Genomic DNA, 26,505 nt, shown 5'->3' on the forward strand with positions numbered 1-26,505 from the left:
CGGGTGTGTGCTCCACCTGATGACCGACCGGGAGAGGACATCACATGACCGAAGCCATTATCGAGCCCAAACTGCCAATCATCGATCCGCACCATCATTTGTGGGATTTGCGACCGATGATCCCGGCATTTCCGGAGCCGCGCCACGACTTCATTGAAGCAATTGCGGGGGCGGCGCATTACACCTTCGATGCGCTCCAGGCGGATACCAAGGGCGGCCTCGAAGGTGGCCACAACATTGTCGGCACGTGCTTCATGGAGTGCGGAGCATTCTACAATCCCGCATATGGCGATGCAAAGAAAACGGTCGGTGAAGTCGAGTTCGTTAATGGCGTGGCGGCACAGGGCGCCAGCGGACTCTACGGCGATTACCGCCCATGCCACGCCATCATCGGCCATGCTGATCTTTCGCTCGGCGATTCGGTTGGTGAGGTTCTCGAGGCGTTGCAGGCGGCAAGCCCGCGCTTCAAGGGAATCCGCCATCAGGGCGCCTGGGATGCAGATCCGGAAGTTCTCGGTGCGCCATTCCATGCGCCCGAAGGCCTCTACCGCGCTACTAGCTTCCGCGAAGGGTTCAGGCATCTGACCAAGGATGGCCTGACCTTCGATGCCTGGGTCCTGGAACCACAGATTGAAGATGTTACCGACTTGGCGAAGGCATTTCCCGAGCAGCCGATCGTCCTCGATCATTGTGGTACACCGCTGAACACCGCCAGCTATCGTGGCAAGCTGCACGAAAATTTCGATCGTTGGCGCAAATCGATTCACACCCTGGTCGAATGCGAGAACGTCTCGGTCAAGCTGGGCGGCCTGGCGATGGCATTCTGCGGAATGCCCGAGGATGGCCCGGCCAAAGGCCATGGTTCAGAACACTTGGCCGCACTCTGGCGCCCTTACATCGAGACTTGTATCGAAGCATTCGGACCGGACCGGGCGATGTTCGAGAGCAATTATCCTGTGGATCGGTGGGGCGCGAGCTACGATACCCTTTGGAACGCGTTCAAACGAGTTGCGCAAAGTCATTCTGATGACGAGAAACGCGCTCTGTTCGCCGGGACTGCGGCCAAGTTTTATGGCATCGAAGACTTGCTTGCATAGAAAGTCAGGCCTCTCGACAAGCATTGCGCGAACGCATAAGCGCTGAAATCCATTGCAAAACAAAACTGGAGTCTCCCGGATGCCGCTACCCGCCCCGTTCGACAAACTGCGCCTGCCCGTCATCGGATCACCGCTCTTCATCGTTTCCGGGCCCGAGCTCGTCATCGCGCAGTGCAAGGCCGGGATCGTGGGCGCGTTCCCTTCGCTCAATGCGCGCCCGCAATCGCTGCTCGACGAATGGCTGCACCAGATCACCGAAGAACTGGCCAAGCACAATCGTGAAAACCCCGAGCGCCCCGCAGCGCCATTCGCGGTCAACCAGATCGTTCACAAGTCGAACGACCGGGTCGAGGCCGACATGGCAACATGCGAAAAATGGCAAGTTCCGATGATCATCACCTCGCTGGGCGCGCGCGAGGAGATCTTCAAGGCGGTAGACAACTGGGGCGGCATCACCATGCATGACGTGATCAATGATCGCTTCGCCCGCAAGGCTATCGAGAAGGGCGCGACCGGCCTGATCCCCGTCGCTGCCGGGGCCGGCGGCCATGCCGGCGCGACATCCCCCTTTGCGCTGATGCAAGAGATCCGTGAATGGTTCGATGGACTGGTAGCGCTGTCGGGTTCGATTGCGCACGGCCAATCGATTTTGGCGGCGCAGGCGCTGAGCGCTGATTTCGCATATATCGGCAGCGCTTTTATCGCTACCGAGGAAGCCAATGCCGACCAGGGTTACAAGCAGGGCATTGTCGAAGGCAGTGCGGACGGCATTGTCTACACAAATCTGTTTACCGGCGTGCATGGCAACTATTTGCGCTCTTCGATCGAGAATGCCGGGCTGGATCCCGACGCATTGCCGGTTAGTGACCCCAGCAAGATGAACTTCGGTAGCGGGGGCAACACCAAGGCCAAGGCCTGGAAGGATATCTGGGGCTCGGGCCAGGGCGTAGGTGCGGTCAAGTCTGTCCAGAGCGTTGAAGACCGCGTTGCACAGTTGGAAAGCGAATATCGCCAGGCAAGGAAAGCGCTGGAGCAGGCGAGCGAACCCTATTGCTAGGGCGCGGCGTCAGTCCCTTTGAACATCGATCAGGTGGCTGTCACCAGAGGGTTCAAGCCTGAGGACGAGACCATCGGGCCCGGTAAATCGTTCGGATGTATCCAGCCCGCCCATGTAGATCACCTGGTTGGCGAGCCGCAAGGCAAGCAGTGCTGCCTCCGGCGTGTCTTGCGCGACACCTGACCGAATTTGCAGTTCCTGTCCGCTGAAATAGGAAAGGCCTTCGGTTACCACGTGCCCCTCCGGGGTTTCATGGGTTGCCACCAACCATGGGAGTGGAAGGGTGCCGCCGCCGTCGGCACGCTCGATCATGCTCTCAAGTGATTGCCGATCAACCGCCATTCTCGAAGCAAGCCAACAGGCCCCAGCGCAATCCTCAAACGACCCAGCCAGGTCGACGGTGAGTTTCAGCAGCCCGCGAAGGATAGGAAGAACCGCTTGGCCAGCCCGAATGTGGGGTCCCAGCCCAAGCCCGATATGCGAACTCTTGCCTACTGCACTTTCGGGTTGAGTCCCCAGCCACCGGTTGATGTCCGGCATGGCATTGACGGGTCCTGGCGCAAGGCCGGAACAATCATAGGTCAGTCCGTCGCGCTGCACCTCCACCCACAAGGTCTCTTCCGAAGCACTTACGCCCGGCGTATCGCGTACGATATTCAGCCCCTCGATCGCCGCCGCCGCAGCCGCAATTCCTGCGCTGTCCGGTCGTTGGCCTGAGGGAAAGAATAGCAACAAATCCGGTTGCGATCCGGTGCTGCCTACACGGTCCTCACTCTTCTGAATCGCCCTGTCCTCTGGAGATTGCTGCCCCGGTTCTTGCAGACAAACCCCAGTCTAGTCGAGTCGGACACTGACAAGTGCCCGCAAACGGTACAGATTATCAAAAAACGCCGAGAGCAAGTCCGGTCGCCAAGGCCTCTCCCAAATCTCTGCACTTGGCTAGATCGGACGGCTCCAGCACCTTGGGCGCGAGGATCTCTTCGGGCTCCTGCGCATAGGTGCAGATAATAATCGGAGCCGCCACCCGCTTCAGCCGCCATCCCTTTGCAATCCGGTCAATCTGGCGCTGAGCGCCCTCCCCGTCCGACCCGGCAGCAATGGCGGTGGCATAAGGGCGCCCCTCGATCTGACCCAGCACAGGATAATAGCAGCGGTCGAACATTTCCTTCATCAGCCCACTCATGGTGGCGAGGTTTTCCGGACAGGTGAACAGGTAGCCCCCGGCGGCAAGGACATTTTCCGGTTCAACTTTATCGGCACGAAGCAGGCACGCAGCGTCGCCAGCGCCTTCCGCCGCGGCCCGGGCCATCGCCTCGCTCGCGCCGGTACGGCTGTGCCATGCAATCAGTAACGTCCCTGTCTTGCTCATAACGAGTAGCGTTTGCGCGTGAGCGTTGAAAGTCAATGCGAAGCCATTGGCCCGGAGGGAACGAAGCCCTAGTGTCAATGTCATGGCCTCTCGTTCGCTCTCACATGTCTGTGGCGTATCGCAATCGCTGTCAGGCCGCGCCTGGCGCTGGCGCGGTGGCAATATGGAATTGCAGTCGGGGGCAATCGGACTGGAAGACAATATCGTCACCCAGCTGTTGCTTTCGCGCGGGGTCGAGCGCGAGGACCTGGAGCGCCATCGCAAGCCGACCTTGGCGGGTTTCCTGCCTGATCCCTCCTGCTTCCAGGATATGGACAATGCCGCCGAACGGATCGCCCAGGCAATCCTCGCGGGCGAGACCATGACTGTCTATGGCGACTACGATGTTGACGGGGCGACCAGTGCAGCCCTGCTTATCCGCCTATTCCGTATGCTCGGCCATGACGCGCGTTATTACATTCCCGATCGCCTGCTCGAAGGCTACGGGCCGAGCGGGGAAGCATTGGTGAAGCTGGGCGAGCAAGGTTCGAGCCTGGTCATTACCGTCGATTGCGGAGCGATGGCGCAGGAAGCCCTGTCTATGGCCCGCGATGCCGGTGTCGACGTGATCGTCGTAGACCATCACAAATGTCCGCCCGACCTCCCGCCGGCAATTGCGCTCGTCAATCCGAATCGCCTCGACGAAAGCGATGAAGCTGCAGCCCACGGACACCTGGCAGCGGTGGGCGTGGCGTTCCTGCTGGCAATTGCGGTTGTGCGCACCTTGCGTGGGCGCGGCTATTTCACAGAACGGTCCGAACCCGATCTGCGCGGCTTACTCGACCTGGTTGCGCTCGGTACGGTGGCCGACGTCGCTGCACTGCATGGACTCAACCGCGCGTTCGTTGCCCAGGGCCTCAAGGTGATGGCCAAGCGTAACAACGTTGGCATGAGCGCGCTGATCGATGCGAGCAGGTTGAAACGCGCACCTGTGTGCAGCGATCTCGGCTTTGCACTGGGTCCGCGAATTAACGCCGGGGGCCGGGTTGGCGAATCAACCCTCGGCGTACGGCTTCTCACTACTGAAGACGGCGAGGAAGCCCAGGCTATCGCTGCGCAACTTTCCGCGCTGAACGAAGAACGCCGGGCAATCGAGGCCGAAGTTCAGGAAGCTGCTGAAGAGCAGTTAGCCGGCCAGCACAACCGAGCGGTTCACTTGGTGGCCGGGCGCGGCTGGCACCCTGGGGTGATCGGCATCGTCGCCGGTCGTATCAAGGAGAAGACCGGCAAACCTTCGATCGTGATCGCCGTTGATGATGAATCGGGTGAAGGCAAGGGTTCGGGCCGTTCGATAGCGGGCGTCGACTTGGGGGCCGCGATCATTGCAGCGCGCGAGAATGGCTTGCTAGTAGCTGGCGGTGGCCACGCGATGGCGGCTGGCCTGACCATTGATCGCAACCGGCTCGAAGAATTTAGCGAGTGGCTCGAGGAACGGCTCGCCGGACCTGTCAGCCGGGCAGTTGCCGAACAGGCGATGACGCTCGATCTGGCCGTGGGACCTTCAGGTCTCACTCCCGACCTGGTCAATTCGCTCGACCTTGCCGGACCATATGGCGTCGGTTGGCCAGGACCGCGCGTGGCTGTCGGCCCGGTACACGTCATCAAGGCAGATATCGTCGGCAGCGATCACCTGCGGGTGATCGCGGGTTCGCCCGACGGCGGCTCGCTCAAGGCTATCGCATTCCGCGCCGCGAATACCGAGTGGGGCCAGGCAATTCTGCACAGCGCCCGCGGACGACGCATGTGGCTCGCCGGTCGTGCGAAGATCGATGACTGGGGCAACCGCCCTGCCGCCGAACTGCACCTCGAAGACGCGGCCTGGGCCGACTGAATAAAAAGAGCGGTGCCGCGCCCTTTCTGGGCTTGACCGTTCCAACTCACGTCCCTAGATGCGCGGCTCGCCTCCGGGACGGGACCAAATGGCCCCTTCGTCTAGCGGTTAGGACGCGGCCCTTTCACGGCTGAAACACGGGTTCGATTCCCGTAGGGGTCACCACCCCGGAGGCGCATTTCCACATTATAATGGTCCGGCTGGCCTGCGATTGTGCAGGCATGCCCGACTTTCTTTATCGCCCGGCTGGCGGCTCCGGCGCATCGCCATTATGGCGTCTGCCATGAACGCGGAGACAGCTTTCCCCTGGCCTGGAATACTGCTGGCACTGGGCACGACCGCCATCCTGACGGCCGCTGGCCTCAACACGGGACTGGCACTGCTGCTGCTGGTGGTCTGGATCGGTTCGCTCTGGCTCGTGATGCCGCGCCAAGAGGCAGTGCCACAGAAGCCTGCCAAAACGCCGTTCTCACGGGAAGGCATGGCCGAGATCATCGAGCATTCGGGTACGCCGCTGGTGATTACCCAGCGCAATCGCATCATCATCGCCAATCGTGCAGCCCGCGAGGTTCTCGGAAACTATATCATCGAGCAGGATGTACGGATGGCTTTTCGTCATCCCGAGGCGATTGCCATGATGGATCGCAGCACACCCGGCGACGCGATCGTGACGGGGCTCGTCAGACCGAAGGATATCTGGCGCATCAGCCGTTACCAGATGGATGAGAAGCTTGCCGTGATCGAGCTGATCAACAAGACGGCAGAGGCCGACATCAGCCGCGCGCATACTGACTTCGTCGCCAATGCCAGTCACGAACTGCGCACGCCGCTCGCTTCGATCATCGGCTATGTCGAGACGCTCAGCGAAGATCCGGCCGGGCTCGACACCGCCACTGCGCGCAAGTTCCTCGATACCATTCATCGTGAAGCTCGGCGGCTCCAGGCGTTGGTCAGCGACCTCATGTCGCTATCGCGCATCGAGGCGGAAAAGCATGAACGTCCGCAGAAGCGGGTTGAGCTGCAAAGCCTGGTCGAACGCGCTGCGCGCGATGCTGCCATGCATAGCGCGCGCGAAGGTCGATTGGACTTGCGGCTCGAGGGCGAGTTCGAAATCGCCGGTGACCAACAGCAACTCGAGCAGCTGGTCCGCAATCTGGTCGATAATGCCTTCAACTATGGTGGAGACGAGAGCGATGTGACTGTGCATCTGTTTCGGGCCAGGAACGGTGATGCCCACCTCCAGGTCATTGATCGCGGGGACGGGATTGCGCCAGAGAATGTGCCTCATCTTACTCGTCGGTTCTATCGCACAGATCCGGGGCGCAGCCTCGCGACGGGCGGGACCGGCCTTGGGCTGGCAATCGTCAAGCATATTGTCCAGCGACATCGCGGACGGCTCGATATTGCGAGTGAACTGGGCAAGGGCACCACTATTTCCGTGCGCTTTCCTCCTTTAGATGAGCGCAGTTCCAAGACTTCCAGCCGGACCACCGACAATAGCGTGGAGGCTAGCGAATGAGACTTTCCCCTCCATTCGGTCACCCGCTGTCATCAATCTGCCATAAACCGGCATCATGGCCCAAGACCGTTAGTCATGCGTGTAATTGGCTGCGGTTGGCAGACGTGTTGCCCAGTCGCCAAGCGCATACCCTGCTGAACAAAGTTCGGGATCGCATTTAGGTTATGTCGCCTGCCTTCTTGATATTGTTGGCCCTCGGTCTCGGCCTGATTGGCTGGCTGGCCGGTCGGGCCCGCGCCTGGACCTTCGTCCGCAAGGCGGATGCAAAGGTCATCTCGGCGCGACCGATCTACCATGCCTGGTATGTCGCGTTATGGGTTGCCGTCCCTTTGCTGTTGTTCGCTATCGTGTGGAGCGCGCTGGCCCCGACGCTGGTGATGCAATCGGTGCTGGCGAGCCCGGAAGCCAGCCAGCTGCCGGCCTTTTCATTCGTGCGTGATACCTTGTTGTCCGAAGCGCGGGCCGTGGCAAACGGGTCGGCAAATACCGTTTTCAATCCCAAGGCGCGCCCTCTCATTGCACCGTTTCGCGAAGCGATGGCGTTCTACAACTGGATCGGTTTCGGCCTCGGCCTTTCGATTGCCGTGATCTGCGGCGCGTGGTCCTACACCCGGCTCAAGCCCGATTTCCGCGCCCGCACGAGGGTGGAAAAGCTGGTCATGGCCGTGTTGCTGATGGCGTCGCTCGTCGCGATCCTCACCACCTTTGGCATCCTGGCGTCGCTGGTGTTCGAGACAATCCGTTTCTTCGGAATGGTCTCACCGATCGATTTCCTGTTCGGAACGAGCTGGAATCCCGATCCGATGTCGAATCCCGATGCCCCTCAGGGCGACCGCTACGGCGCGGTACCGCTGTTCTGGGGAACGATCTTCATCGGGGCGATCATCGCCATGATCGTAGCCATCCCGCTTGGCCTGATGAGCGCTGTATACCTGACCCAGTATGCCCACCCCCGGTCGCGCAAATGGCTCAAGCCGGCGCTCGAAATCCTCGCTGGCGTGCCGACGGTGGTCTACGGATATTTCGCCGCGCTGACCGTAGCGCCGATTATCCGCGACTTTGCCATCTCGCTTGGTGTCTCCAATGCATCGAGCGAGAGCGCGCTCGCAGCAGGCCTGGTCATGGGCGTGATGATTATCCCGTTCGTGTCCTCGATGGCTGATGACAGCATCGCCGCGGTGCCGCAGGCCATGCGCGACGGCAGCCTGGCGATGGGCGCAACCAAATCCGAAACCATCAAGCGCGTGCTTGTCCCTGCCGCCCTGCCCGGCATCGTTGCTGGCATCATGCTGGCCGTAAGCCGTGCCATCGGCGAGACGATGATCGTGGTGATGGCAGCGTCGACAGCCGCCAATCTCACTGCCAACCCGCTCGAAGCCATGACGACTGTGACAGTGCAGATCGTTGCGCTGCTGACCAGCGAAGGCAGCTTCGATCACCCCGCCACGCTAAGTGCGTTTGCCCTGGGCTTCGTCCTGTTCATGGTTACGCTCGGACTGAATTTCATCGCCCTGAGCGTCGTCAAACGGTTCCGTGAAGCGTATGAGTGACATGGTTTCTCCTTCCTCGCCGGGCCCAGGTCCGACGCGCACAGCAGCGTTCGAACAGCGTCTTAAGCGCCGTTATGCGGCCGAGCGACGTTTCAAGCGACTTGGCTTTGCCGCCATCGGCTTTTCAGTGCTCGTGCTGGTCCTCCTGCTCGGCAATATGTTGATTACCGGGGCGGCCGGGTTCCAACGCGAGGAATTGCGGGTCGAGATCGATCTCGCCAATTCGGGTATTGCTATCAACGCCCAGGACCAAGCGGCGGTCAACGCCGTGCAGCGCCTGGAACAACAGGGCTTGCGCGAGGTCGTTGCCTATTCCGCCGAGGTGTCCCTTGGTGCCGAAGGGGCCGCCGCGCTGAGCGACCAAGCTTGGCGCGACCTTGCCGACTATATCATCGACGATCCGACTCTTCTTGAGGGAAGTGAAGAGTTCTGGCTGCCTGCTTCAGCAAGCTTGGCGCAGGGTGCCGATGGCGAGGGTTCGCCCGAGCTTCAACAGCTTGCCAGCGAGTTGAAGGCGGAAGGCAAACTCGCGACCCGGTTCGATTTCGGCTTCCTCACCCGATCCGATGCCACGGATCCCCAAATGGTCGGTATCTGGGGCGCACTCAAGGGTTCGATGCTGACCATGCTGGTCACACTGCTGCTCGCCTTTCCCATCGGTGTCCTGGCAGCAGTTTATCTCGAAGAATACGCGCCCAAGAACCGCTGGACGGATGTTATCGAGGTCTCGATCAACAATCTCGCCGCGGTGCCATCGATCATATTCGGTCTGCTCGGCCTCGCCGTGTTCCTGTGGATCTTCCCGACCATGCGTTCCGCCCCCTTGATTGGCGGCATGACGCTGGCGCTGATGACAATGCCGGTGATCGTCATCTCCGGGCGTAACGCGATCAAGGCAGTACCGCCGTCCATTCGCGATGGCGCGCTGGCAGTGGGCGCGTCACCGGTTCAGGTTGTGTTCCACCACGTGCTGCCATTGGCCCTGCCTGGTATCCTCACGGGGACAATTATCGGGATGGCCCGCGCGTTGGGCGAGACTGCACCATTGCTGATGATCGGCATGCGCGCCTTCGTTGCTACGCCACCAGACGGGTTAACCTCGGCCGCGACGGTCCTGCCGGTGCAAATCTTCCTCTGGTCGGACGAGATCGATCGAGGATTTATCGAACGCACAAGTGCCGCAATCATCGTCCTCCTGCTGTTCCTGCTTTTGATGAACGGCATCGCCATTTACCTGCGCAACAAATTCGAGAAAAGCTGGTGACACTCATTCACGACATGGACGCGCCGACCGATCCCAAGATGCGCACTCGCGGCGTCTCCGTCTATTACGGCGACAAGCAGGCAATCGACAGCGTTTCGATCGACATCCCGGCAGAATACGTAACGGCCTTCATCGGTCCGTCGGGCTGCGGCAAATCGACGTTCTTGCGCGCGCTTAACCGCATGAACGACACCATCCCCTCTGCCCGTGTAGAGGGGCAGATCGAACTCGACGGTGAGGATATCTACGACAGCCGGATGGATGTTGTGCAGCTTCGCGCGCGAGTGGGAATGGTGTTCCAGAAACCCAATCCTTTCCCCAAGAGCATTTACGATAATGTTGCTTATGGTCCGGGCATCCACGGCCTGGCCAATTCGCGGGCCGAGCTTGACCAGATTGTTGAAAGCTCGCTCCAGCGCGCCGGCCTGTGGAACGAGGTCAAAGATCGCCTCCAGGAATCGGGCACAGCGTTGTCGGGCGGACAGCAGCAGAGGCTATGCATCGCGCGGGCTATCGCGGTCGATCCGGAGGTGATCCTGATGGACGAACCATGTTCCGCGCTCGACCCAATTGCCACGGCCAAGATCGAGGAACTGATCGACGAGTTGCAAGGGCGATATGCTATAGTCATCGTCACACACTCGATGCAGCAGGCTGCCCGCGTCTCGCAACGCACCGCATTTTTTCACCTCGGTGAGATGGTCGAATACGGCCCCACCGACGCCATCTTCACCAATCCCTTGGAGGTCCGCACCAAGGATTATATTACAGGTCGTTACGGATGAGCCAGGATCATACAGTCAAGGCGTTTGACGAAGACATTACCCGCTTGCGCGGCTTGATCGCGGAAATGGGCGGGCTTTCCGAAGTCGCGCTGCACAACGCCATCGAGGCAATGGTCAAGGGTGACCAGGATCTCGCCAGCGAAGTCGTTCGCCGCGACAAGGAAATCGACGTTCTCGAAAGCGAAGTCGACAAATTATCCGTGCGGATCATCGCCCTGCGGGCGCCAATGGCCGACGATCTTCGCGAAGTCATTGCTGCACTCAAGATTGCCGGCGTGGTCGAGCGTATTGGTGACTACGCCAAGAACATCGCCAAGCGGGTTGGCCAGATCGACGGTCGCGACCGGTTCGAACCGTTGACCCTGCTGCCGACCATGGCCGACCTTGCCTCCGAAATGGTGCATGACGTGCTGACGGCATATTCGGCGCGCGATGCCGCCCTTGCACTGGAAGTGATCGCTGCCGACGAGAAGGTGGACGCGTTTTACAACAGCATTTTTCGTAATCTTGTCAGCCACATGGTGGAGAACCCTGCGACAATCTCCAGCGCGGCCCAACTGTTGTTTGTGGCCAAGAACATTGAGCGGATTGGCGACCATGCCACCAATGTTGCCGAAATGGTGCATTTTGCTGCGACCGGCGATTATCCGGCCGACGCGGACTGAAATCCATCCGATTGAAACAATACTGACGCGTGATTGCCATAAGGCTCTGCCCGAAGCTAAAGCAAAGGGGTGGTAGAAGTGCCGTCAGCCAAGCTCCTCCTGGTGGAGGATGATCCTGCTCTTTCCGAGCTGCTTGAATATCGTTTCACCAATGAAGGATACCATGTCCGTGTCACTGGCGACGGTGACGAAGCTTTGCTCATGGCAAGTGAGGATGTGCCGGACCTGATCCTGCTGGACTGGATGATCGAAGGCACCAGCGGTATCGAAGTGTGCCGTCGATTGCGGCGTGACAAGGCGACAGCGCATGTCCCGATCATCATGCTGACCGCCCGTGAAGCCGAAGACGACCGTGTTCGGGGGTTGGAAACCGGGGCCGACGATTATATCACCAAGCCGTTTAGCCCGCGCGAATTGCTGGCCCGCGTGGCGGCCGTAATGCGAAGGATTCGTCCCGCACTGGCGGGCGAAACAGTGGAAGTCGGAGACATACAGCTCGACCCGGTGGCGCACAGGGTCAAGCGAAGAGGCGAGACGCTGCAACTCGGACCGACCGAATATCGCCTTCTCAAGTTTTTCATGGAAAGTCCGGGCCGGGTCTTCAGCCGCGGCCAGTTGCTCGACGGCGTATGGGGCACTGGCAGCGATATCGAGCTGCGCACGGTCGATGTCCATATCAGGCGATTGCGCAAGGCAATCGAGCTGCCCGGCGCCGATGATCCGATCCGAACCGTTCGCTCCGCCGGCTACGCGCTCGAAACCGTCTAGCGGCAGACCCCGCCAAAGCCTCGCGCGGCCTGGTCGAGGTGGAAATGGTCGCGATGGGCGGCGTTGTAGTCAGGTGACAGCACCGTTCCGAACACCGCGCAGGCCCCGTCGCGGACCTGCCGCAGGAATGCCTTGTCCGTTTCGTTTCCATCCCAGTCCGCCGCTAGCCCGATGCTCGTTCCGTCCGCCAGCACGAAGCCGGCAATGTCAATCGCATTGCCGGTAGCGTGCTCGCTCCATTGCCCCTCCGACCTTCCGTAGAGCCTGCGACAGCTGTAGCTGCCGAGATGCTCGATCTGTGCCACGGCCTGTCCGTAAGCGTCATGCGCTGCTGCCTGCACGCTCTGGTTGAGCCAGACCTGCAGTGCGGCGGCCACTGCGCAACTGGTCGGCGGTGTTTTCGGTGTGAGGGGATAGGAAGTGAGCCGGGTGCGATCCTCGCGCCGGCAGGCTCCCTCACCCGCCGGATTGAGCCGGGCGAACGCTACTTCGCTGCGTTTGAGCACTGCGCGGCATTGCTGTGGATCGTCGCGCAGGGCGATGATCTTGCGGCCGGTCGCCCAGCCCGGTTCGTCCCGCAGGTCGAGCGGAGCCCATGGGTTGTCGCCCGGATGCGTCTGCAGCCAGTTCCAGCCCCACATGGCGGCACCGAGCAGGACCAGCAGCCTGAGAGCGCTACGGTCCCATCGCATCCGCCCGATCCGGCGCGAGATCTTCCAGCGGCGTGTTTTACTCAATGGAAGTCCCGCGACTTGGGAATGATGCGTACATCGCGCGGATGGCCGCCACTGCCGGGGCCATGAAATCCACATTTGCGGTTACCTGCTGGCGGCTCCTCCCACGGCTCTACCGGTTTGTAGGGACCGCCCTTCCCCTGGCGCAGATAGTCACGCGAGTTGGAGTGCGAAGTCGGCAGCGGATTGTTGACATGATCGGCGCGCGCGACCGGCGTATTGAGCATGTCGTCGGACAGCTTGGCGAGTTGGTGCGTCGCGTCGGTCATGTGGTGGGCGATGACATGAATCACCTCGTCATCATACTCGACCCGGCCCCGCACTTCCATCAGCCGCGAGCCCATCACCACCTTGCGCTGTTTCTCCTTCAAGTCCGGCCACACCACCAGGTTGATCACCCCGGTCTCGTCCTCGAGCGTGATGAAGCACACGCCCTTGGCGCTGCCCGGTCGCTGGCGGATCAGCACCACCCCGGCAACCTGCACCATGGAACGGAACTTGCGGTCGCGCAGGTCGCAGGCGCGCACGAAGCCGCGCTCGGCCAGGTCGGGACGCAGGAAGGCCATCGGATGCGCTTTCAGGCTCAGCCGCGTGGTCTGGTAATCGGCGACGACCTCTTCGGACAGCGGCATGGCGGGAAGCATGGTGCGTTTACGCTCCGCGCCCTCGTCGCGTTCCTCGGCGGCGCGGAACAGTGGCAGGTCCGGCCCCGCGACCAGGCTGCGCGCATCCCACAGGGCCTGACGGCGCGACAGCCCCATCGAGGAGAAGCAATCGGCACTGGCAAGCCGCTCGACATGCGCCGGGCCGATGCCGGCACGGTCCTTCACCGCCCTGACGTCAGCGAACGGCCCCCTGGCGTCACGCTCGCTCAGCAATCGCGCGGCAACATGCTCGGGCAGGCTATCGACTTGTCGTAGGCCGAGCCGCAGTGCGATATGCCGGTCCTGCCGCCCGGCATCGTGCCCCATGCCACCATGCCGCTTGGGCGGCGCGGCAATTTCTTCCAGCGTGCAGTCCCATTGCGAATGGTTCACATCAGCCGGCAGCACTTCGACCCCGTGCTCGCTGGCATCGCGCACGATCTGGGCCGGGGCATAGAACCCCATGGGCTGCGAATTGAGCAGCGCGCAGGCAAAGGCTGCGGGGAAGTGGCATTTGAGCCAGCTCGACACGTAGACGAGGTGAGCAAAGCTCGCCGCATGGCTTTCGGGGAAGCCATATTCGCCGAAGCCGCGGATCTGGTTGAAACAGCGCTGGGCGAACTCGCGGTCGTAACCCCGGTCGACCATCCGCTCGACCATCATGTCCTGCAACTCGTCGACCATGCCGCGGCTGCGGAAGGTCGCCATCGCCTTGCGCAGGCGGTTGGCTTCGAGGCTGGAGAATTTCGCCGCGTCGAGCGCGATCTTCATCGCCTGTTCCTGGAAGATCGGCACCCCCAGTGTACGCTCGAGAATGCTCGACAACTCGTCCGGCGGGCCATGCTGCGGACTGGGTGCGGGAATGACCACTTTCTCCGCCCCGCGCCGCCGCTTGAGATAGGGGTGCACCATGTCTCCCTGGATCGGCCCGGGGCGCACGATCGCGACCTGGATCACCAGGTCGTAGAACTCGCGCGGGCGCAGGCGTGGCAGCATGTTCATCTGCGCCCGGCTCTCGACCTGGAACACGCCGAGTGAATCGCCGGTGCGCAGCATCGCGTAGGTTTCGGGATCCTCGCGCGGGACACTGGCGAGTTCGAGCGGTCTTTGATGATGGTTTTCAAGTAGATCGAGGCATTTCCTGATGCAGGTCAGCATCCCCAGCGCCAGCACGTCGACTTTCAATATGCCCAGCGCCTCGATATCGTCCTTGTCCCATTCGATGAAGCTGCGATCAGGCATGGCACCATTGCCGATCGGCACCGTCTCGGTCAGCGCGCTTTCGGTGAGGATGAACCCGCCGACATGCTGCGACAAATGTCTTGGCATTCCAATCATTTGCCGAGTAAGCGTGAGGACACGGCGAAGCTGCGGATCGGTCACGTCCATGCCGGTTTCCGCGACATGACCTTCGCCGATCTCTTTGCCCCACCCGCCCCACACGGTCTTCGCCAGCGCGGCAGTCACATCTTCGGATAATCCCATCGCCTTACCCACCTCGCGGATCGCCATGCGCGGACGATAGTGGATCACCGTCGCGGTCAGGCCGGCGCGGTGGCGGCCGTATTTGCGATAGATGTGCTGGATCACCTCCTCGCGACGCTCATGTTCGAAATCGACATCGATATCGGGTGGCTCCTTACGCTCTTCGGAGATGAAGCGATCGAACAGCAACTGGTGCTTGGCCGGATCGACCGAGGTGATGCCCAGCACGAAACAGACCGCTGAATTGGCCGCGCTGCCGCGCCCCTGGCACAGGATCGGCGGCGAAACCCCGGTGCGGGCATAATCGACGATATCCTTGATAGTGAGGAAGTACCGCGCCAGGTCGAGCTTGGCGATCAGCGCCAGCTCGCGCTTCAGCGTGTCACGAACAACTTCTGGCAAGCCATTGGGATAGCGCCATTTTGCGCCCTTCCACGTCGCCTCTTCGAGGAATTGTTGTGGCGTCATGCCGTCGGGATATATCTCCTGCGGATACTCGTATTTGAGTTCATCGAGGTTGAAGCTGCAGGCATCTGCCACGTCGCGCGTCGCCGTGATGGCATGGGGCCAGCGCGCGAACAGGTGGACCATCACCTCGGGCGGCTTGAGATAGCGTTCGGCATTGCCGTGGAGCAAGTGCCCGGCCCTGGCGACCGTGGTCTTGTGCCGGATCGCGGTCATGACGTCCTGCAAGGGACGCCGGCCAGGTGCATGATAATGCACGTCATTTGTCGCCAGCAGCGCAAGGCCATTGGCCTGCGCGAGCGTGTCGAGCCGGTCGATCCTGGCGATATCGTCACCGCGATAGAGATGACTGGCGGCCAGGTGCCGCAGGCCGGGCAGCTGGCGAACCAGATGTGGGAGCAGTTCAACGAAGCCCGCGGTCATGCTCCCTTGCACCGGGGCACGGTCCAGCCCGACGACATTGCCGGTGCCCGCGATAGTGAAGCGCGACGCAAGGTCATCGGGTGGCAGCAGGATCAGTTGCACGCCTTCGCTGTGTGCAGCGAGCATGGCGAGGTCGATCTCGCACGCCCCCTTGGCCTGCCATTCGCCATCCAGCGTCGCCATCCGCCCGGCGCTGATCAGGCGGCAAAGCCTGCCATAGGCGGCGCGGTCCTGCGGATAAGCAAGGAAGGCAAGCCCCTCGACCGTCTCGATCCGGGTCCCGACAATGGGCCGCAGCTTGAGGGTCTGGGCCTCGGTATGGATGCGCACCACTCCGGCCATCGAGTTGACGTCGGCAATCCCGATCGCGTCATAGCCATGGCTGCGCGCGGTCAGGACGAGATCGACCGCGTCGCTCGCCCCGCGCAGGAAGCTGAAGCAGCTGACTAGTCCGAGCTCGACAAAGGGCGCGCGCGGCGGCGCTTCTATCGCGTCGGGATCGACCTCGATCCGGCGTTTGTCAGGGGTGAGCGGTTGGTCGGGCATCTCACGCCGCCAGCTCCGCCAAGCGTTCCTTCACCGCTGCCAGGTCAGCCTCGAACAGCCGGGCCTGCTTTTCCGCTGCCTCGCCGTCGAGCCGCAGCAGGTAGGACGGGTGCGCGGTGACCCACAATTCGCTGCCATCGTCGAGCAGGATCGGGGCACCGCGAACCTTCGACATGCTGACCGTCTTGCCCAGCATCCCGCGCGCCGCGCTCGCGCCCAGGGCCAGCACCAGCTTGGGCTGCACCAGTGCGCGTTCGCTCTCGATCCACCAGCGGCAGGTATCGATTTCCTTGGCGGTGGGTGCCTGGTGCAGCCGCCGCTTGCCGCGCTGGACATATTTGAAATGCTTGACCGTGTTGGTGACATAGGCGCTGCGCCGTTCGATCCCGGCCTTTTCCAAGTGCCGGTCGAGCAATTGTCCGGCCGGACCGACGAAGGGCCGCCCGGACTGGTCCTCGTGATCGCCCGGCTGTTCGCCGACGATCATTAGTTCCGCGTCTTGCGGCCCCTCCCCCATCACTGCCTGGTTGTCGAGTTCGCCGATCGGACACTGGCGGCACTGGTGGATAGCGCGGTCAATTGCCGCAAGCGTGTCGGGCCGTTCCTCGAATTCGCGTTTGCCGGCATCCACCATGGTCGCCTCGCGCGCCTGCGCCCCGGCGATCAGATCGGGAATGAGCGCCGCCTCGGGCAGGTTCTTCCAATATTTCTTGGGCATTTCCGACAGCATCGCCCCGACCTTCAACCGCGCAGGGTTGAAGATGGAAGCGTAATAGGTGCGCCACAGATCCTCTGCCGGATCGCCCAGCGGGGCATCGGATTTCTGCGCCGGCGGACCTTCGCGCATGGTCTCGCCATCCCAGTGCAGCGTGCCGCGCGGGGTCAGGATCGACCAGCGCATATTGGCGAAGCGGCGTTTGAAAAAGCCGGCATTGGCGCGCACGATATGATGGTCAGGCTCGAACCAGGCGACATAGTGTTCGCCGCCATCCTCCTCCTTGACCTGTCGGAAGCGGACGAAGGCGTGCATCTTGTGGCTGTCGCGGCGCACGTTCTTGTCGAGCTCCTCGATCCGGCGCACATCGGTATCGGCCTTGTCCTCCATCGCCCGCGGATTGCGCTGCAGCCGCCAGACCAAGCGATAAAGTAGCGCGAACCTCTCGGGATCGGAATGGAGCGCGGCATTCTGCGCCAGCTTGAGGAAGCGCTTGCTCGCCCGGACCGGCGGTGCGTCTGCGGGTGGCACCGGCAGCCGCGTATCGCCGCCGGAGAACAGGTCACCCGACCCACCCGGTTCGACCCATGCCACCCGGTCGGGCGGCACGTCGCATTGCACCAATTGCCGCGCCCGCTCGCGCCAGAAAGCGAAATCGTCGGGTCGCGGGATGTGAACCACGTAATAGGTGCCGAGTTTGACGTGCTGGAGCGAAGTCATGCCGCGAACAGCTCCAACTGCTCCTGCCTCGGCGCCAGCAGGCGGCGCAGGTCGGCGCGGTCGGTCAGCAGCGTCGGCCGCCAGTCACAGGTGACGATAAAGGGGCGTACCTTGGCGAGCGAGACGGTCAGCCTGGCGACATCGTCGAGCCGCAGCGTCCGGTGCCGCCGCGCGGTGAGGATGCGCGCCACCGCCGTCGTCCCCAGCCCCGGCACCCGCAACAATTGCTCTTTGGTCGCACGGTTGACGTCGACCGGAAACGATCCGCGAAACTTGAGCGCCCAGGCCAGCTTGGGATCGATGTCGAGCGGCAGGTTTCCGTCCGCACCGGTCGCCTGCATGATCTCGCCCGGTTGGTAGCCATAGAACCGCATCAGCCAGTCGGACTGGTAGAGCCGATGCTCGCGGATCAGCGGCGGACGTTTGAGCGGCAGGACCGCACTGGCATCGGGGATCGGACTGAAGGCCGAGTAATAGACCCGGCGCAGCCGGAAATTGTCATACAGTCGGCTCGCCTTTCCAACGATATCGGAATCGCTGGCGGTATCGGCCCCGACGATCATCTGGGTAGACTGGCCAGCCGGGGCAAAACGCGGCGCATGGCGAAACCGCTTGGTCTCGTCCCTGGCCTGGGCGATCGCCATCTTGGTACCGCCCATTGCGCCTTCGATTTGGCGCGCATCCTTGTCGGGCGCGAGGCGGGTGAGCCCGGCATCGGTCGGCAGTTCGACATTGATCGACAGGCGATCGGCGAGGAGCCCGGCCTGGTGGATCAAGTCCGGGTCCGCCTCCGGGATGGTTTTGAGGTGGATGTAGCCGCGAAAATCATGCTCCTCGCGAAGAATCCGGGCGGTCTCCACCATTTGCTCCATGGTGTGGTTGGAGCTCTTGACGATACCCGATGAGAGAAACAGCCCTTCGATGTAATTGCGCTTGTAAAAGCTCAGCGTGAGGTCGGCGACCTCCTGCGGTGTGAAGCGGGCGCGGCGCACGTTCGAGCTCTTGCGGTTGATGCAGTAGTGGCAGTCGAAGATGCAGTGATTGGTCAGCAGCACTTTGAGCAACGAGATGCAGCGGCCATCGGGCGCATAGGCGTGGCAGATGCCCATCCCCTCAGTCGAGCCGATACCCTTCCCGCCCAGCGAGTTCTTCTTCGCCGTGCCGGAGGACGCGCAGGAGGCATCGTATTTCGCCGCATCGGCAAGGATTTCGAGCTTTTCGAGGATGGTCTGACGAGTCATGCGTTCTATATATGTTCTCTGACGCCACGACGCCAGAACAAAAGAAGATACCTGGCCCCCGCACAGCGTTTTTCCTAGGCGCAGAGCCCCTGCAAATACCAGTCGGGCAGGCCGCCGCGCCCGTCGCCGATCAGCCCGTGGCGGTAGATCCAGTAGCGGCGACCCTTGCTGTCCTCGATCTTGTAATAATCGCGCAGCCGCACGGTCGAACGTTCGCGCCACCACTCGGGCGCGATCCGTTCCGGTCCTTCCACCCGCACCACTTCGTGCACCTGTCCCCGCCAGCGGAAGCGCTGGGGATAGCCGTCAGGCGTGGCATAAAGCACCGCGATTGGCTCGGCCCGGTCGAGCAGCTTCAGGGGCCGCGCGTGGAAGCACAGCTCCTCTTGCGTCGAAGGTGGCGGTTCGAGCGGTGGCTGCCAGCGCTGAGCGCGTTCGGGCACGTGGCTGCCGAAGGGGATAGGGCGGCGCACCGCCCGGGGGCCGAGCCGGGTGGTCAGCCGGTCAACAAAGGCGGCAAGCGAGGTGCCATGCTCCTCGGCCGCAGCCTCGATATCGCCTTGCGCCAGCGCCAGCGGCTCGGCCCAGCTGGCGCGCAGGCGCACGGTCTCGATCCCAAAGCCGGCGTCGATATCGTCCAGCTTCTCGCCGAACAGGCGACAGATGTGATCGCCATCGCGGGTGGCGGCGGCGAGTTCGAGGCGCCGCACCACCACTTCGCCGTCGACCCGCCACAACCCCAGCTCAAGCCGGCGTGCACCGCTGCCCCGCCCCTCCAACTCACGCGCCATATCGGCGGCAAGATCGCGCAGCACCTGGTCGAGCAACTCGCGGTGGCGGATCGGTTCGACCAGGCGGCGCTGTACTAGCGGATCATGTTGGGCAAGCACCGGCAGCAGCGGTTCGGGCACCTTGCCGAGCAGCTGGTCCATCCGCACCAGCGGGTTGGCGGCGGGCGATTTGCGGTTGCGAAAGCGCCGCATGATGGCATCGCGACCCCCGCCCTCGCTTTCCACCGTATCCAGCTGGCCCAGCGTCTTGAGACCGAGCCGGCGCAGGATAGTCAGCACGTCGTCGTCGAGCCGCAAGGCCGCGACCGGCAGGTCGGACAGGCGCGCGGCCATGTCGTCACCGGGCGCAAGGATGCTGCGCGGCGGACCGTAATGCGCCAGCGCCCAGGCGGCACCGGCGGTCGGCGCGATGGCGAGCCGCGCGGTCAGCCCGCGCTTTTCGAACAATGCCTGGGCATCGTCCAGCAGCTTCGCCTCGCCGCCAAACAGATGTGCAGCTGCGGTGACATCGACGATCACGCCATCGGGCGGATCGAGCGCCGACCACGGGCCCCAGCGCTGCGCCCACAGGGCCAGCTTTTCCAGCGCATTGAGATCGCCGGCCGGATCGGACGGCGCGACCTTGATCTCGGGACACAAAGTGCGGGCATCGGCCAGCATCATTCCCGGCCGTGCACCACTGGCAAGGCCGGCATCATTGGCCGCATCAATCCGGGGGCCGTGGGCGGTTTCCGTGATCAGCGCGAGCGGCACGGCATCAGGACCGTCACCGCGGTGTGCGCCTTCAGCCAACCGCCAGCGATCGACCGCGAGACGCGCGCACCAGATGGAAAGGATTCGCCGCGGGGGCGCTTCCTTCCCGGTCCTGGCCCGGACGACCGGCGACAAGTCCTGTACCGTCATCACTCAACATCCATTGGCCCGGCGCATGAGCGCGGGCGCGGAACAATTCGGCTCGCCAACTGGGCGCGCCGGGGGCCTGGGCGTTCCATTCGGGCGCCGGCGACGGGGCGCTCTCCACATCCCAGCGCAGCCGGGCGGAGGAAAGATCATGGCGAGCATCGAGCCGCACCAGCCACAGCGGCACACCATGCTTTTCCGCTGCCAGGCTGAGTCGGCGCGAGGCAGTGAAATCGAGGACCTTGGGATTGCCCACCAACTCGCCAATCACGCAGGCGAGGTCGCGGCAGCGCAGCCCCTCCTCCAGCGCGAACAGCATGTCCTGCGGCTTTTCCGCCAGCACATGGATTATCCGGTGCCGCAACTGTGGCGGCAGACCGGGGCGATAGGGCCGGCCGGTCAGCCGCGCTGCCACCTTGTCCTGCACCCACAGAATCGCGCGCCGATCCTCCGCCTCGGTACCTGCGCCGGGCTGGCTTCCCTGCAATTCGTCGAGCGCCAGCGACAAGGCCAGTCCGGCCCCACTCCCTTCGCGCCCGCTGGCAAAGACTTCGCTATGACGCGCAGACTGACCCTGCGCCGCGAGTCCCGGGCGCCAGCGATTACTGCGCGCAGCCGAAAGCGCGGCGATATCGGCGCTTCCCAGCATGGGGAGCCCGGATGGGAGGGCGGTCTTGCTCATAGCGAATCTACTGTATGTTCTTTATATGTTCCATTCCTGGCCGAGACGCAATGCCCTCTTGCGCGCGGAAGGTGAGCCCGCCCCGCTTATGGAACAAAAGGAAGCGCCATCCCGTTGATGAAGAAAACAAGGAGACCCCCACCATGAAATACGACCAAGGCAATGCCGACGAACTAAAAGCCAAATTCTGGAAGGCACTGGCCGATTCGCCATTCGTATTCCTCGAGCGCACGGAGGCTCCGACAGATTCCGTGGTAATGACCGCCCAGCTCGATAAGGATGCCGATAGCGCCATCTGGTTCTTCACCACCAAGGATCACAACCTCGCCCAGATGGGCCAGGCAGTGGCGACTTTCTCAGGCAAAGGACACGAGATGTTTGCCCGCTTTGAAGGCACGCTGGCGCACGAAACCAGTCGCGAACGCCTGGAAAAGCAGTGGAACAACGTCGTCGAGGCCTGGTTTCCCGGCGGCAAGGACGATCCCAACTTGCTGATGCTGCGGATGGACCTCGGCAAGGCCGAAATCTGGAACAGCGACCTTGGCGTGATCACCACAGCCAAGATGCTGATGGGCAAGGACGTGCGCGAAGAAGCGCGCGACGAGCACGTCGAAACGACGCTCTAGAAACCTTCGTCCCAAAACAGAAAGGGCCGCTCGATTGAGCGGCCCTTTTCGTAACGGCGTTCCGGATCAACTGCCCAGGATACTGGGGAACAGGCCAGTGATAAGGATGATCGTCACCGCAATCGGGCACAACCAGGCGATCAGGAACCGCCATACGACGAACATGCTACCAGACAGCCCGGTCACTTCCTGAACCATTCGGCTGTCGGCCTTCCAGCCAATAAACACGGAGGTGAGAAGCGCCCCGATCGGCAGCATCACCTTGCCGGTGAAGCCATCCACCGTGTCGAGAATATCGGTATTCTCGAACAGCGACCAGAAGCCCAGCGGCCGCACGTCGGACCACACATTGTAGCCAAGCAAGCAGGCGATCCCGATTACGAACGCGCCGCCGCCGAAGATCGTGGCCGACTTGTGTCGGCTCCATCCGCGCTCGCCGATGCCATAGGCCGTGGGCACCTCCAGCAGCGAGATCGAACTGGTGATCGCCGCCACCAAGATCAGGACAAAGAACAGGAAGCCGATCAGAGCCCCCCCCGGCATGGTCTGGAAGGCGAACGGCAGGGTCTGGAACACCAACGTCGGACCGGCCGCCGGATCAAGTCCGACAGCATAGACAATCGGGAATATCATCAAGCCTGCAATCAGGGCCACGCTGGTATCGGCGACCGCGATGGCAGCCGAAGTCGACCCCAGCTTGGACCCTTCATGGATATACGAACCATAGGTAATCAGGCCCGCCACGCCGAGCGAGAGCGAAAACAGCGCCTGGCCGAGTGCAGAATTCATCACTGCGGGAGTCAGTTTCGACCAGTCAGGCGTAAACAGGAAACGCACCGCCTGCTCCATATCGCCGACGAATGCCCCGTAAATGGTGATTCCCACCAGCAGTACGAAAAACGCCGGCATCAACCAGGTCGCAGCCTTTTCAATACCTGACCCAATGCCGCGGGCGACGATAAAAAGCGTCAGGCCCATAAAGGCGAAGTGCATAGCGAGCAGCAGACCGGGGCTGGCGAAAAGATCGCCCATCCGGCCCTCGATCACGTCCTTGCTTTCCCCGGCGAGCGCGCCGCGGAACGGTTCACCCGCACCAATCGCCTGCAACAGGTCCCAGCCCATCACCCCGACGTAGTAGAGCACCCAGCCAGCAACGACCGAGTAGAAGGACAAAATCAGCCATGCGGCCAGCGCACCGATCCCGCCGAAAATCGACCAGCGCTCGGACGCGCCCGACTCTTGCGCGACCTTCTTGATCGAACCAACCGCATCGGTCTGCCCGGCACGGCCGATGAAAATTTCCGACAGCACCAGCGGCAGGCCGAGCAGGAACACGCAGCCGATATAGAAAATGACAAAGGCGCCGCCGCCACTCTCGCCCGCAAGCGTAGGAAAACGCCAGACATTACCAAGCCCGACAGCCGCACCGATCGCGGCGAGAATGAAGGCCGAGCGGGATGACCACCCGTCGCGCGTTGCGCTGCTGCCTGAAGCTGCTGCTACCATATTCCGTATTATCCCCTCGAAACGCTTTGAGTGCGCTCTCTGAGCGGCCTTACTGCAACGAAATGTGAACCGCGCCAAGGGGCAAGCTTTGCCTTTGCCCCGAAGCGCGGCTAATTGCTGGTCTTATGTCGACGACTTTCCAGCTCGATACGAGCACAAGCCGCGCCAACCCGACCCCGGCGCCGATGAAACGCCTGACCGTTCCGCGCATCCGTGCGCGCAAGAAGGACGGGATAACGCAAGAACCGCTGGTGATGCTGACGGCCTACACCGCAAGGCAGGCCCAATTGCTTGATGCACATTGCGACCTGCTGCTGGTCGGGGATTCGCTCGGCCAAGTTATTTACGGGCTACCTTCGACCATTCCCGTCACCATGCGGATGATGGCCGACCATGCGGCTGCAGTCGTGCGGGGAAGTTACCATTCGGTGGTCGTCGTCGACATGCCGTTCGGCTCCTATGAAACCTCACCGCAGCAGGCATTCGAAAGCGCCAGCTTCCTACTCAAGGAAAGCGGTGCTGCTGCGGTGAAACTGGAAGGTGGCGAAGTGATGGCCGAGACCGTCGCTTTCCTGAATCAACGCGGGATCCCGGTGATGGGGCATGTCGGCCTGACCCCGCAGGCGGTCAATGTCCTGGGCGGTTACATGGCCCGCGGCCGCGACGATGCCGAGGCCGACAAGATCGTCAGCGACGCCAAGGCACTCGACGAGGCGGGAGCCTTTGCCATCGTTATCGAGGGCGTCGTCGAACAAATCGCCATCGCGGCCACGGAAGCGGTCAGCGCGCCCACCATCGGCATTGGAGCGTCGGCCAAGTGCGATGGGCAGGTGCTGGTGACGGAAGATATGCTCGGCATGTTCGAACGGGTGCCGCGCTTCGTGAAGAAATACGGCGATATCGCCCAGACTATCGAAGCCACGGCCAAGACTTACGCCGAGGAGGTGCGCACGCGCAGGTTCCCCGGCCCTGACCAGCTTTACCAACCCAAATAGCGCGAGTGCACAACTTGCAGTGCGCCGGCAAATGCCATAGCCGCGCGCCGACACCGGAAGGCGACCATGGCCACACTGCTGCGTTTCTATAAGTTCTCGATCCTGTTCACCCTGGCATGCTTTGCCATGGCCGCATGGTACGGCTGGGCAAGCACGGGCACGCTGATGGGCACCTTGTCGCTGCTGTGGATCGTGTTCGTGCTGTCGATCCTCGAGGTTTCGCTCAGCTTCGACAACGCAGTCGTCAACGCCACCGTGCTGCGCGACATGGACCCGGTATGGCAGCGACGGTTCCTGACAATAGGCATACTGATTGCCGTGTTCGGCATGCGGATAGTCTTTCCAATCGCCATCGTCGCTATTGCTGCCGATCTAGGCCCGGTCGAAGCGATGACCCTGTCGCTAAACCAGCCATCGGAGTACGAACGGATCGTCAACGAAGCGCATCTGGGCATTGCCGGGTTTGGCGGGGCATTTCTCGCCATGGTCGGGCTCAGCTTCTTCTTTGACGGGGACAAGGACGTTCACTGGATCGCCTCGGTCGAACGCGCGATTAACCGATTCTCAAATGTGCCGGCGGTTGAAATCGGCCTCGTTCTGGCACTGGTCTACGGCGTTTCGACCCTTCTGACTCCCGAAGATTCCCTGGCCTTTCTGACAGCAGCCATTCTCGGCCTCGTCACATTCATTGCCGTCCAGGGTCTCGGCGCTATCATCGAGCAACGTGAGATCCGCAAGAAGGCGGCGGGGGAAATTGTCCGTTCCGGGCTTGGCGGGTTCCTCTATCTCGAGGTTCTCGACGCGAGCTTCAGTTTCGACGGCGTGATTGGCGCTTTTGCATTATCGAACAACATGATCGTCATCGCGCTCGGTCTGTCCGTCGGCGCGATGTTCGTGCGCTCGATGACGATCCACCTCGTGCAGACGGGTACGTTGGCGCAGTATCGCTACCTCGAACACGGTGCCTTCTGGGCCATCATCGTTCTGGGCGCGATCATGCTGCTTTCGGCCAAGTACCATATTCCCGAAACCGTCACCGGCCTGATCGGTGCCGTTCTGATCGGCCTGTCACTGTGGTGGTCGGTCCGCCATAATCGGCGGGTTGCGACTAATCGCGCAAGTGCCGAACCTGCCGCGCAAGAATAGCGGCAAGCGGTGCCGCTGCCATCAACTGGATGAGATGATAGAGCAGCAGCGGAGCAATCACGTAACCCGCGACCGATGGCGGGAACAGTAACGCCGCAAGCGGTGCACCTACCGCGACGCTTTTCTGGCTTCCCGCGAACAGGAAGGCGATCCGGTCCCGCAAGGGCAGCTGCAGGAAACCAGCGAACATCCACACTCCAACATTGGCAGCCAGTAGGAATACGACCACCAGGGCGACGAGCCAGGCCCACCCGGCAACCTCCATCGCCTGGCCGAGCCCCTGCTCGACCGCGCCCGAGAACGCGACATAGACCGCAATGCCGATCACGATTCGGTCAAGCCAGACAATCTTCTCACGCCTCTCGGCGATCCAGTGCATTGTCCAGCCCTGGAGTGCCTGACCGAGCAGGAACGGCAGAACGAGCAAGAGGGCGATACGCACAATGACGCCGCCTCCCGTATCCGCGGCCTCGCCACCGCCGAGCAGGGCGAACAGCGGAGCGGAAACAAATACTCCGACAATGTTGATCAGCGCCGCACCGATCACCGACAGTGCGGCATTGCCATTGGCCATCGTCGTGTAGGATGTAGCCGATTGGATGGTGGATGGCAGAACACCCAGAAACAGAAAGCCAAGCGCAACAAGCGGAGGCAGGACACTTGCCGCAAGCTGGGCCAGACCAAGACCAGCCAAGGCCATCGCCCCGAATACCCATAGCCCTAAAGGCAGGAAGAACCGCCAATTGCGCAGGCCCTGCAGGATCTCTGCACGAGAAATGCGCATTCCGTTGACCAGGAATAGTGTGAAGATAGCGCCGGCGGACACGGTCTCGGCGATGGCGCGGGTGTCTCCGGTGGACGGGAACACCGCCGCCAGCAGCGTCGCCAACAACAGGACGGCAATCATCGGATCGCGCAGGATGGTGAGGCGGCTAATCATGC

The 26,505-nt window shown here is 62.2% G+C and carries 22 protein-coding genes and 1 tRNA gene; 13 read left to right on the top strand and 10 right to left on the bottom strand.

Annotated features, from left to right (window positions below):
• Positions 1–44 precede the first annotated feature (44 nt).
• Positions 45–1,097, top strand: coding sequence for an amidohydrolase family protein (locus ACXYL9_RS08315; RefSeq protein WP_459039115.1), 1,053 nt, complete (start codon positions 45–47; stop codon positions 1,095–1,097).
• A 79-nt stretch (positions 1,098–1,176) separates the two neighbouring features.
• Positions 1,177–2,154, top strand: a complete 978-nt coding sequence (locus tag ACXYL9_RS08320; protein ID WP_459039116.1) for an NAD(P)H-dependent flavin oxidoreductase — start codon at positions 1,177–1,179, stop codon at positions 2,152–2,154.
• Between the two features lie 9 nt (positions 2,155–2,163).
• Here the strand turns inward: ACXYL9_RS08320 and ACXYL9_RS08325 are convergent, their stop codons facing one another.
• Both ACXYL9_RS08325 and ACXYL9_RS08330 read right to left on the bottom strand, forming a co-directional pair.
• Positions 2,164–2,886, bottom strand: coding sequence for a hypothetical protein (locus ACXYL9_RS08325; protein WP_459039117.1), 723 nt, complete (start codon positions 2,884–2,886; stop codon positions 2,164–2,166).
• Between the two features lie 148 nt (positions 2,887–3,034).
• Positions 3,035–3,523 (bottom strand): flavodoxin family protein, encoded by a 489-nt coding sequence (locus ACXYL9_RS08330; protein WP_459039118.1) that lies wholly within the window; start codon positions 3,521–3,523, stop codon positions 3,035–3,037.
• 82 nt (positions 3,524–3,605) lie between these two features.
• Here ACXYL9_RS08330 and recJ point away from each other — a divergent pair, with 82 nt between their 5' ends.
• The 8 genes from recJ to phoB all read left to right on the top strand — a co-directional run bounded on the left by recJ (position 3,606) and on the right by phoB (position 11,944).
• The gene (gene recJ / locus ACXYL9_RS08335; RefSeq protein ID WP_459039119.1) at positions 3,606–5,393 is read left to right on the top strand and encodes a single-stranded-DNA-specific exonuclease RecJ; all 1,788 of its coding nucleotides are present in this window, start codon (positions 3,606–3,608) and stop codon (positions 5,391–5,393) included.
• A gap of 90 nt (positions 5,394–5,483) precedes the next feature.
• Positions 5,484–5,558: transfer RNA gene (locus ACXYL9_RS08340), tRNA-Glu, on the top strand.
• Between the two features lie 118 nt (positions 5,559–5,676).
• On the top strand, positions 5,677–6,912 hold the full coding sequence (locus ACXYL9_RS08345; protein ID WP_459039120.1) for an ATP-binding protein: 1,236 nt from the start codon (positions 5,677–5,679) through the stop codon (positions 6,910–6,912).
• A gap of 164 nt (positions 6,913–7,076) precedes the next feature.
• The gene (gene pstC / locus ACXYL9_RS08350) at positions 7,077–8,462 is read left to right on the top strand and encodes a phosphate ABC transporter permease subunit PstC (RefSeq protein ID WP_459039121.1); all 1,386 of its coding nucleotides are present in this window, start codon (positions 7,077–7,079) and stop codon (positions 8,460–8,462) included.
• A complete protein-coding gene (pstA, locus tag ACXYL9_RS08355) occupies positions 8,455–9,726 on the top strand; it encodes a phosphate ABC transporter permease PstA (protein WP_459039122.1) in 1,272 nt (423 codons plus the stop codon). Before pstC ends, pstA begins: the two co-directional genes overlap by 8 nt.
• Positions 9,727–9,740: 14 nt before the next feature.
• Positions 9,741–10,511, top strand: a complete 771-nt coding sequence (gene pstB, locus ACXYL9_RS08360) for a phosphate ABC transporter ATP-binding protein PstB (RefSeq protein ID WP_459039880.1) — start codon at positions 9,741–9,743, stop codon at positions 10,509–10,511.
• Positions 10,508–11,176 carry a phosphate signaling complex protein PhoU gene (phoU, locus tag ACXYL9_RS08365; RefSeq protein WP_459039123.1) on the top strand — a complete coding sequence of 223 codons (669 nt, stop codon included), beginning with the start codon at positions 10,508–10,510 and terminating at the stop codon, positions 11,174–11,176. The genes pstB and phoU overlap by 4 nt, the downstream gene beginning before the upstream one ends.
• Before the next feature lie 78 nt (positions 11,177–11,254).
• A complete protein-coding gene (gene phoB, locus ACXYL9_RS08370) occupies positions 11,255–11,944 on the top strand; it encodes a phosphate regulon transcriptional regulator PhoB (protein ID WP_459039881.1) in 690 nt (229 codons plus the stop codon).
• On the opposite strand, the gene ACXYL9_RS08375 is transcribed toward phoB, so the two are convergent.
• From ACXYL9_RS08375 to ACXYL9_RS08400, 6 genes are all read right to left on the bottom strand, one after another.
• Positions 11,941–12,636 (bottom strand): extensin-like domain-containing protein, encoded by a 696-nt coding sequence (locus ACXYL9_RS08375; protein WP_459039882.1) that lies wholly within the window; start codon positions 12,634–12,636, stop codon positions 11,941–11,943. The genes phoB and ACXYL9_RS08375 overlap by 4 nt on opposite strands.
• Positions 12,637–12,677: 41 nt before the next feature.
• Complete coding sequence (locus ACXYL9_RS08380; RefSeq protein WP_459039124.1) at positions 12,678–16,241, bottom strand: error-prone DNA polymerase; 3,564 nt, start codon at positions 16,239–16,241, stop codon at positions 12,678–12,680.
• A gap of 1 nt (position 16,242) precedes the next feature.
• Positions 16,243–17,676: a UdgX family uracil-DNA binding protein gene (locus ACXYL9_RS08385; protein ID WP_459039125.1), complete on the bottom strand. Its 1,434-nt coding sequence runs from the start codon at positions 17,674–17,676 to the stop codon at positions 16,243–16,245.
• The gene (locus ACXYL9_RS08390; RefSeq protein ID WP_459039126.1) at positions 17,673–18,917 is read right to left on the bottom strand and encodes a putative DNA modification/repair radical SAM protein; all 1,245 of its coding nucleotides are present in this window, start codon (positions 18,915–18,917) and stop codon (positions 17,673–17,675) included. The genes ACXYL9_RS08385 and ACXYL9_RS08390 overlap by 4 nt, the downstream gene beginning before the upstream one ends.
• A gap of 74 nt (positions 18,918–18,991) precedes the next feature.
• Positions 18,992–20,611, bottom strand: a complete 1,620-nt coding sequence (locus ACXYL9_RS08395; protein ID WP_459039127.1) for a DUF6504 family protein — start codon at positions 20,609–20,611, stop codon at positions 18,992–18,994.
• Positions 20,493–21,290 (bottom strand): hypothetical protein, encoded by a 798-nt coding sequence (locus ACXYL9_RS08400; RefSeq protein ID WP_459039128.1) that lies wholly within the window; start codon positions 21,288–21,290, stop codon positions 20,493–20,495. Before ACXYL9_RS08400 ends, ACXYL9_RS08395 begins: the two co-directional genes overlap by 119 nt.
• 143 nt (positions 21,291–21,433) lie before the next feature.
• Here ACXYL9_RS08400 and ACXYL9_RS08405 point away from each other — a divergent pair, with 143 nt between their 5' ends.
• On the top strand, positions 21,434–21,916 hold the full coding sequence (locus ACXYL9_RS08405; protein ID WP_459039129.1) for a pyridoxamine 5'-phosphate oxidase family protein: 483 nt from the start codon (positions 21,434–21,436) through the stop codon (positions 21,914–21,916).
• A gap of 66 nt (positions 21,917–21,982) precedes the next feature.
• On the opposite strand, the gene ACXYL9_RS08410 is transcribed toward ACXYL9_RS08405, so the two are convergent.
• The gene (locus ACXYL9_RS08410; RefSeq protein ID WP_459039130.1) at positions 21,983–23,422 is read right to left on the bottom strand and encodes a sodium-dependent transporter; all 1,440 of its coding nucleotides are present in this window, start codon (positions 23,420–23,422) and stop codon (positions 21,983–21,985) included.
• A gap of 125 nt (positions 23,423–23,547) precedes the next feature.
• Between ACXYL9_RS08410 and panB the strand changes: the two genes are divergently transcribed.
• Positions 23,548–24,417, top strand: coding sequence for a 3-methyl-2-oxobutanoate hydroxymethyltransferase (gene panB, locus ACXYL9_RS08415; RefSeq protein WP_459039131.1), 870 nt, complete (start codon positions 23,548–23,550; stop codon positions 24,415–24,417).
• 66 nt (positions 24,418–24,483) lie between these two features.
• On the top strand, positions 24,484–25,563 hold the full coding sequence (locus tag ACXYL9_RS08420) for a DUF475 domain-containing protein (RefSeq protein ID WP_459039132.1): 1,080 nt from the start codon (positions 24,484–24,486) through the stop codon (positions 25,561–25,563).
• Here ACXYL9_RS08420 and ACXYL9_RS08425 read toward each other — a convergent pair.
• On the bottom strand, positions 25,526–26,503 hold the full coding sequence (locus ACXYL9_RS08425) for a bile acid:sodium symporter family protein (RefSeq protein ID WP_459039133.1): 978 nt from the start codon (positions 26,501–26,503) through the stop codon (positions 25,526–25,528). The two genes, ACXYL9_RS08420 and ACXYL9_RS08425, sit on opposite strands and share 38 nt — an antisense overlap.
• Positions 26,504–26,505 lie beyond the last annotated feature (2 nt).

This window comes from Qipengyuania sp. CAU 1752 (assembly GCF_054482615.1).

What these genes read in the sequence shown, in the direction of transcription:
- ACXYL9_RS08315 (WP_459039115.1), top strand. Translation starts at nt 45, where the DNA reads ATGACCGAAGCCATTATCGAGCCCAAACTGCCAATCATCGATCCGCAC.
- ACXYL9_RS08320 (WP_459039116.1), top strand. Translation starts at nt 1,177, where the DNA reads ATGCCGCTACCCGCCCCGTTCGACAAACTGCGCCTGCCCGTCATCGGA.
- ACXYL9_RS08330 (WP_459039118.1), bottom strand. Translation starts at nt 3,523, where the DNA reads ATGAGCAAGACAGGGACGTTACTGATTGCATGGCACAGCCGTACCGGC.
- recJ (WP_459039119.1), top strand. Translation starts at nt 3,606, where the DNA reads ATGGCCTCTCGTTCGCTCTCACATGTCTGTGGCGTATCGCAATCGCTG.
- ACXYL9_RS08345 (WP_459039120.1), top strand. Translation starts at nt 5,677, where the DNA reads ATGAACGCGGAGACAGCTTTCCCCTGGCCTGGAATACTGCTGGCACTG.
- pstC (WP_459039121.1), top strand. Translation starts at nt 7,077, where the DNA reads ATGTCGCCTGCCTTCTTGATATTGTTGGCCCTCGGTCTCGGCCTGATT.
- pstA (WP_459039122.1), top strand. Translation starts at nt 8,455, where the DNA reads ATGAGTGACATGGTTTCTCCTTCCTCGCCGGGCCCAGGTCCGACGCGC.
- pstB (WP_459039880.1), top strand. Translation starts at nt 9,741, where the DNA reads ATGGACGCGCCGACCGATCCCAAGATGCGCACTCGCGGCGTCTCCGTC.
- phoU (WP_459039123.1), top strand. Translation starts at nt 10,508, where the DNA reads ATGAGCCAGGATCATACAGTCAAGGCGTTTGACGAAGACATTACCCGC.
- ACXYL9_RS08375 (WP_459039882.1), bottom strand. Translation starts at nt 12,636, where the DNA reads ATGCGATGGGACCGTAGCGCTCTCAGGCTGCTGGTCCTGCTCGGTGCC.
- ACXYL9_RS08380 (WP_459039124.1), bottom strand. Translation starts at nt 16,241, where the DNA reads ATGCCCGACCAACCGCTCACCCCTGACAAACGCCGGATCGAGGTCGAT.
- ACXYL9_RS08385 (WP_459039125.1), bottom strand. Translation starts at nt 17,676, where the DNA reads ATGACTTCGCTCCAGCACGTCAAACTCGGCACCTATTACGTGGTTCAC.
- ACXYL9_RS08390 (WP_459039126.1), bottom strand. Translation starts at nt 18,917, where the DNA reads ATGACTCGTCAGACCATCCTCGAAAAGCTCGAAATCCTTGCCGATGCG.
- ACXYL9_RS08395 (WP_459039127.1), bottom strand. Translation starts at nt 20,611, where the DNA reads ATGACGGTACAGGACTTGTCGCCGGTCGTCCGGGCCAGGACCGGGAAG.
- ACXYL9_RS08400 (WP_459039128.1), bottom strand. Translation starts at nt 21,290, where the DNA reads ATGAGCAAGACCGCCCTCCCATCCGGGCTCCCCATGCTGGGAAGCGCC.
- ACXYL9_RS08405 (WP_459039129.1), top strand. Translation starts at nt 21,434, where the DNA reads ATGAAATACGACCAAGGCAATGCCGACGAACTAAAAGCCAAATTCTGG.
- ACXYL9_RS08410 (WP_459039130.1), bottom strand. Translation starts at nt 23,422, where the DNA reads ATGGTAGCAGCAGCTTCAGGCAGCAGCGCAACGCGCGACGGGTGGTCA.
- panB (WP_459039131.1), top strand. Translation starts at nt 23,548, where the DNA reads ATGTCGACGACTTTCCAGCTCGATACGAGCACAAGCCGCGCCAACCCG.
- ACXYL9_RS08420 (WP_459039132.1), top strand. Translation starts at nt 24,484, where the DNA reads ATGGCCACACTGCTGCGTTTCTATAAGTTCTCGATCCTGTTCACCCTG.
- ACXYL9_RS08425 (WP_459039133.1), bottom strand. Translation starts at nt 26,503, where the DNA reads ATGATTAGCCGCCTCACCATCCTGCGCGATCCGATGATTGCCGTCCTG.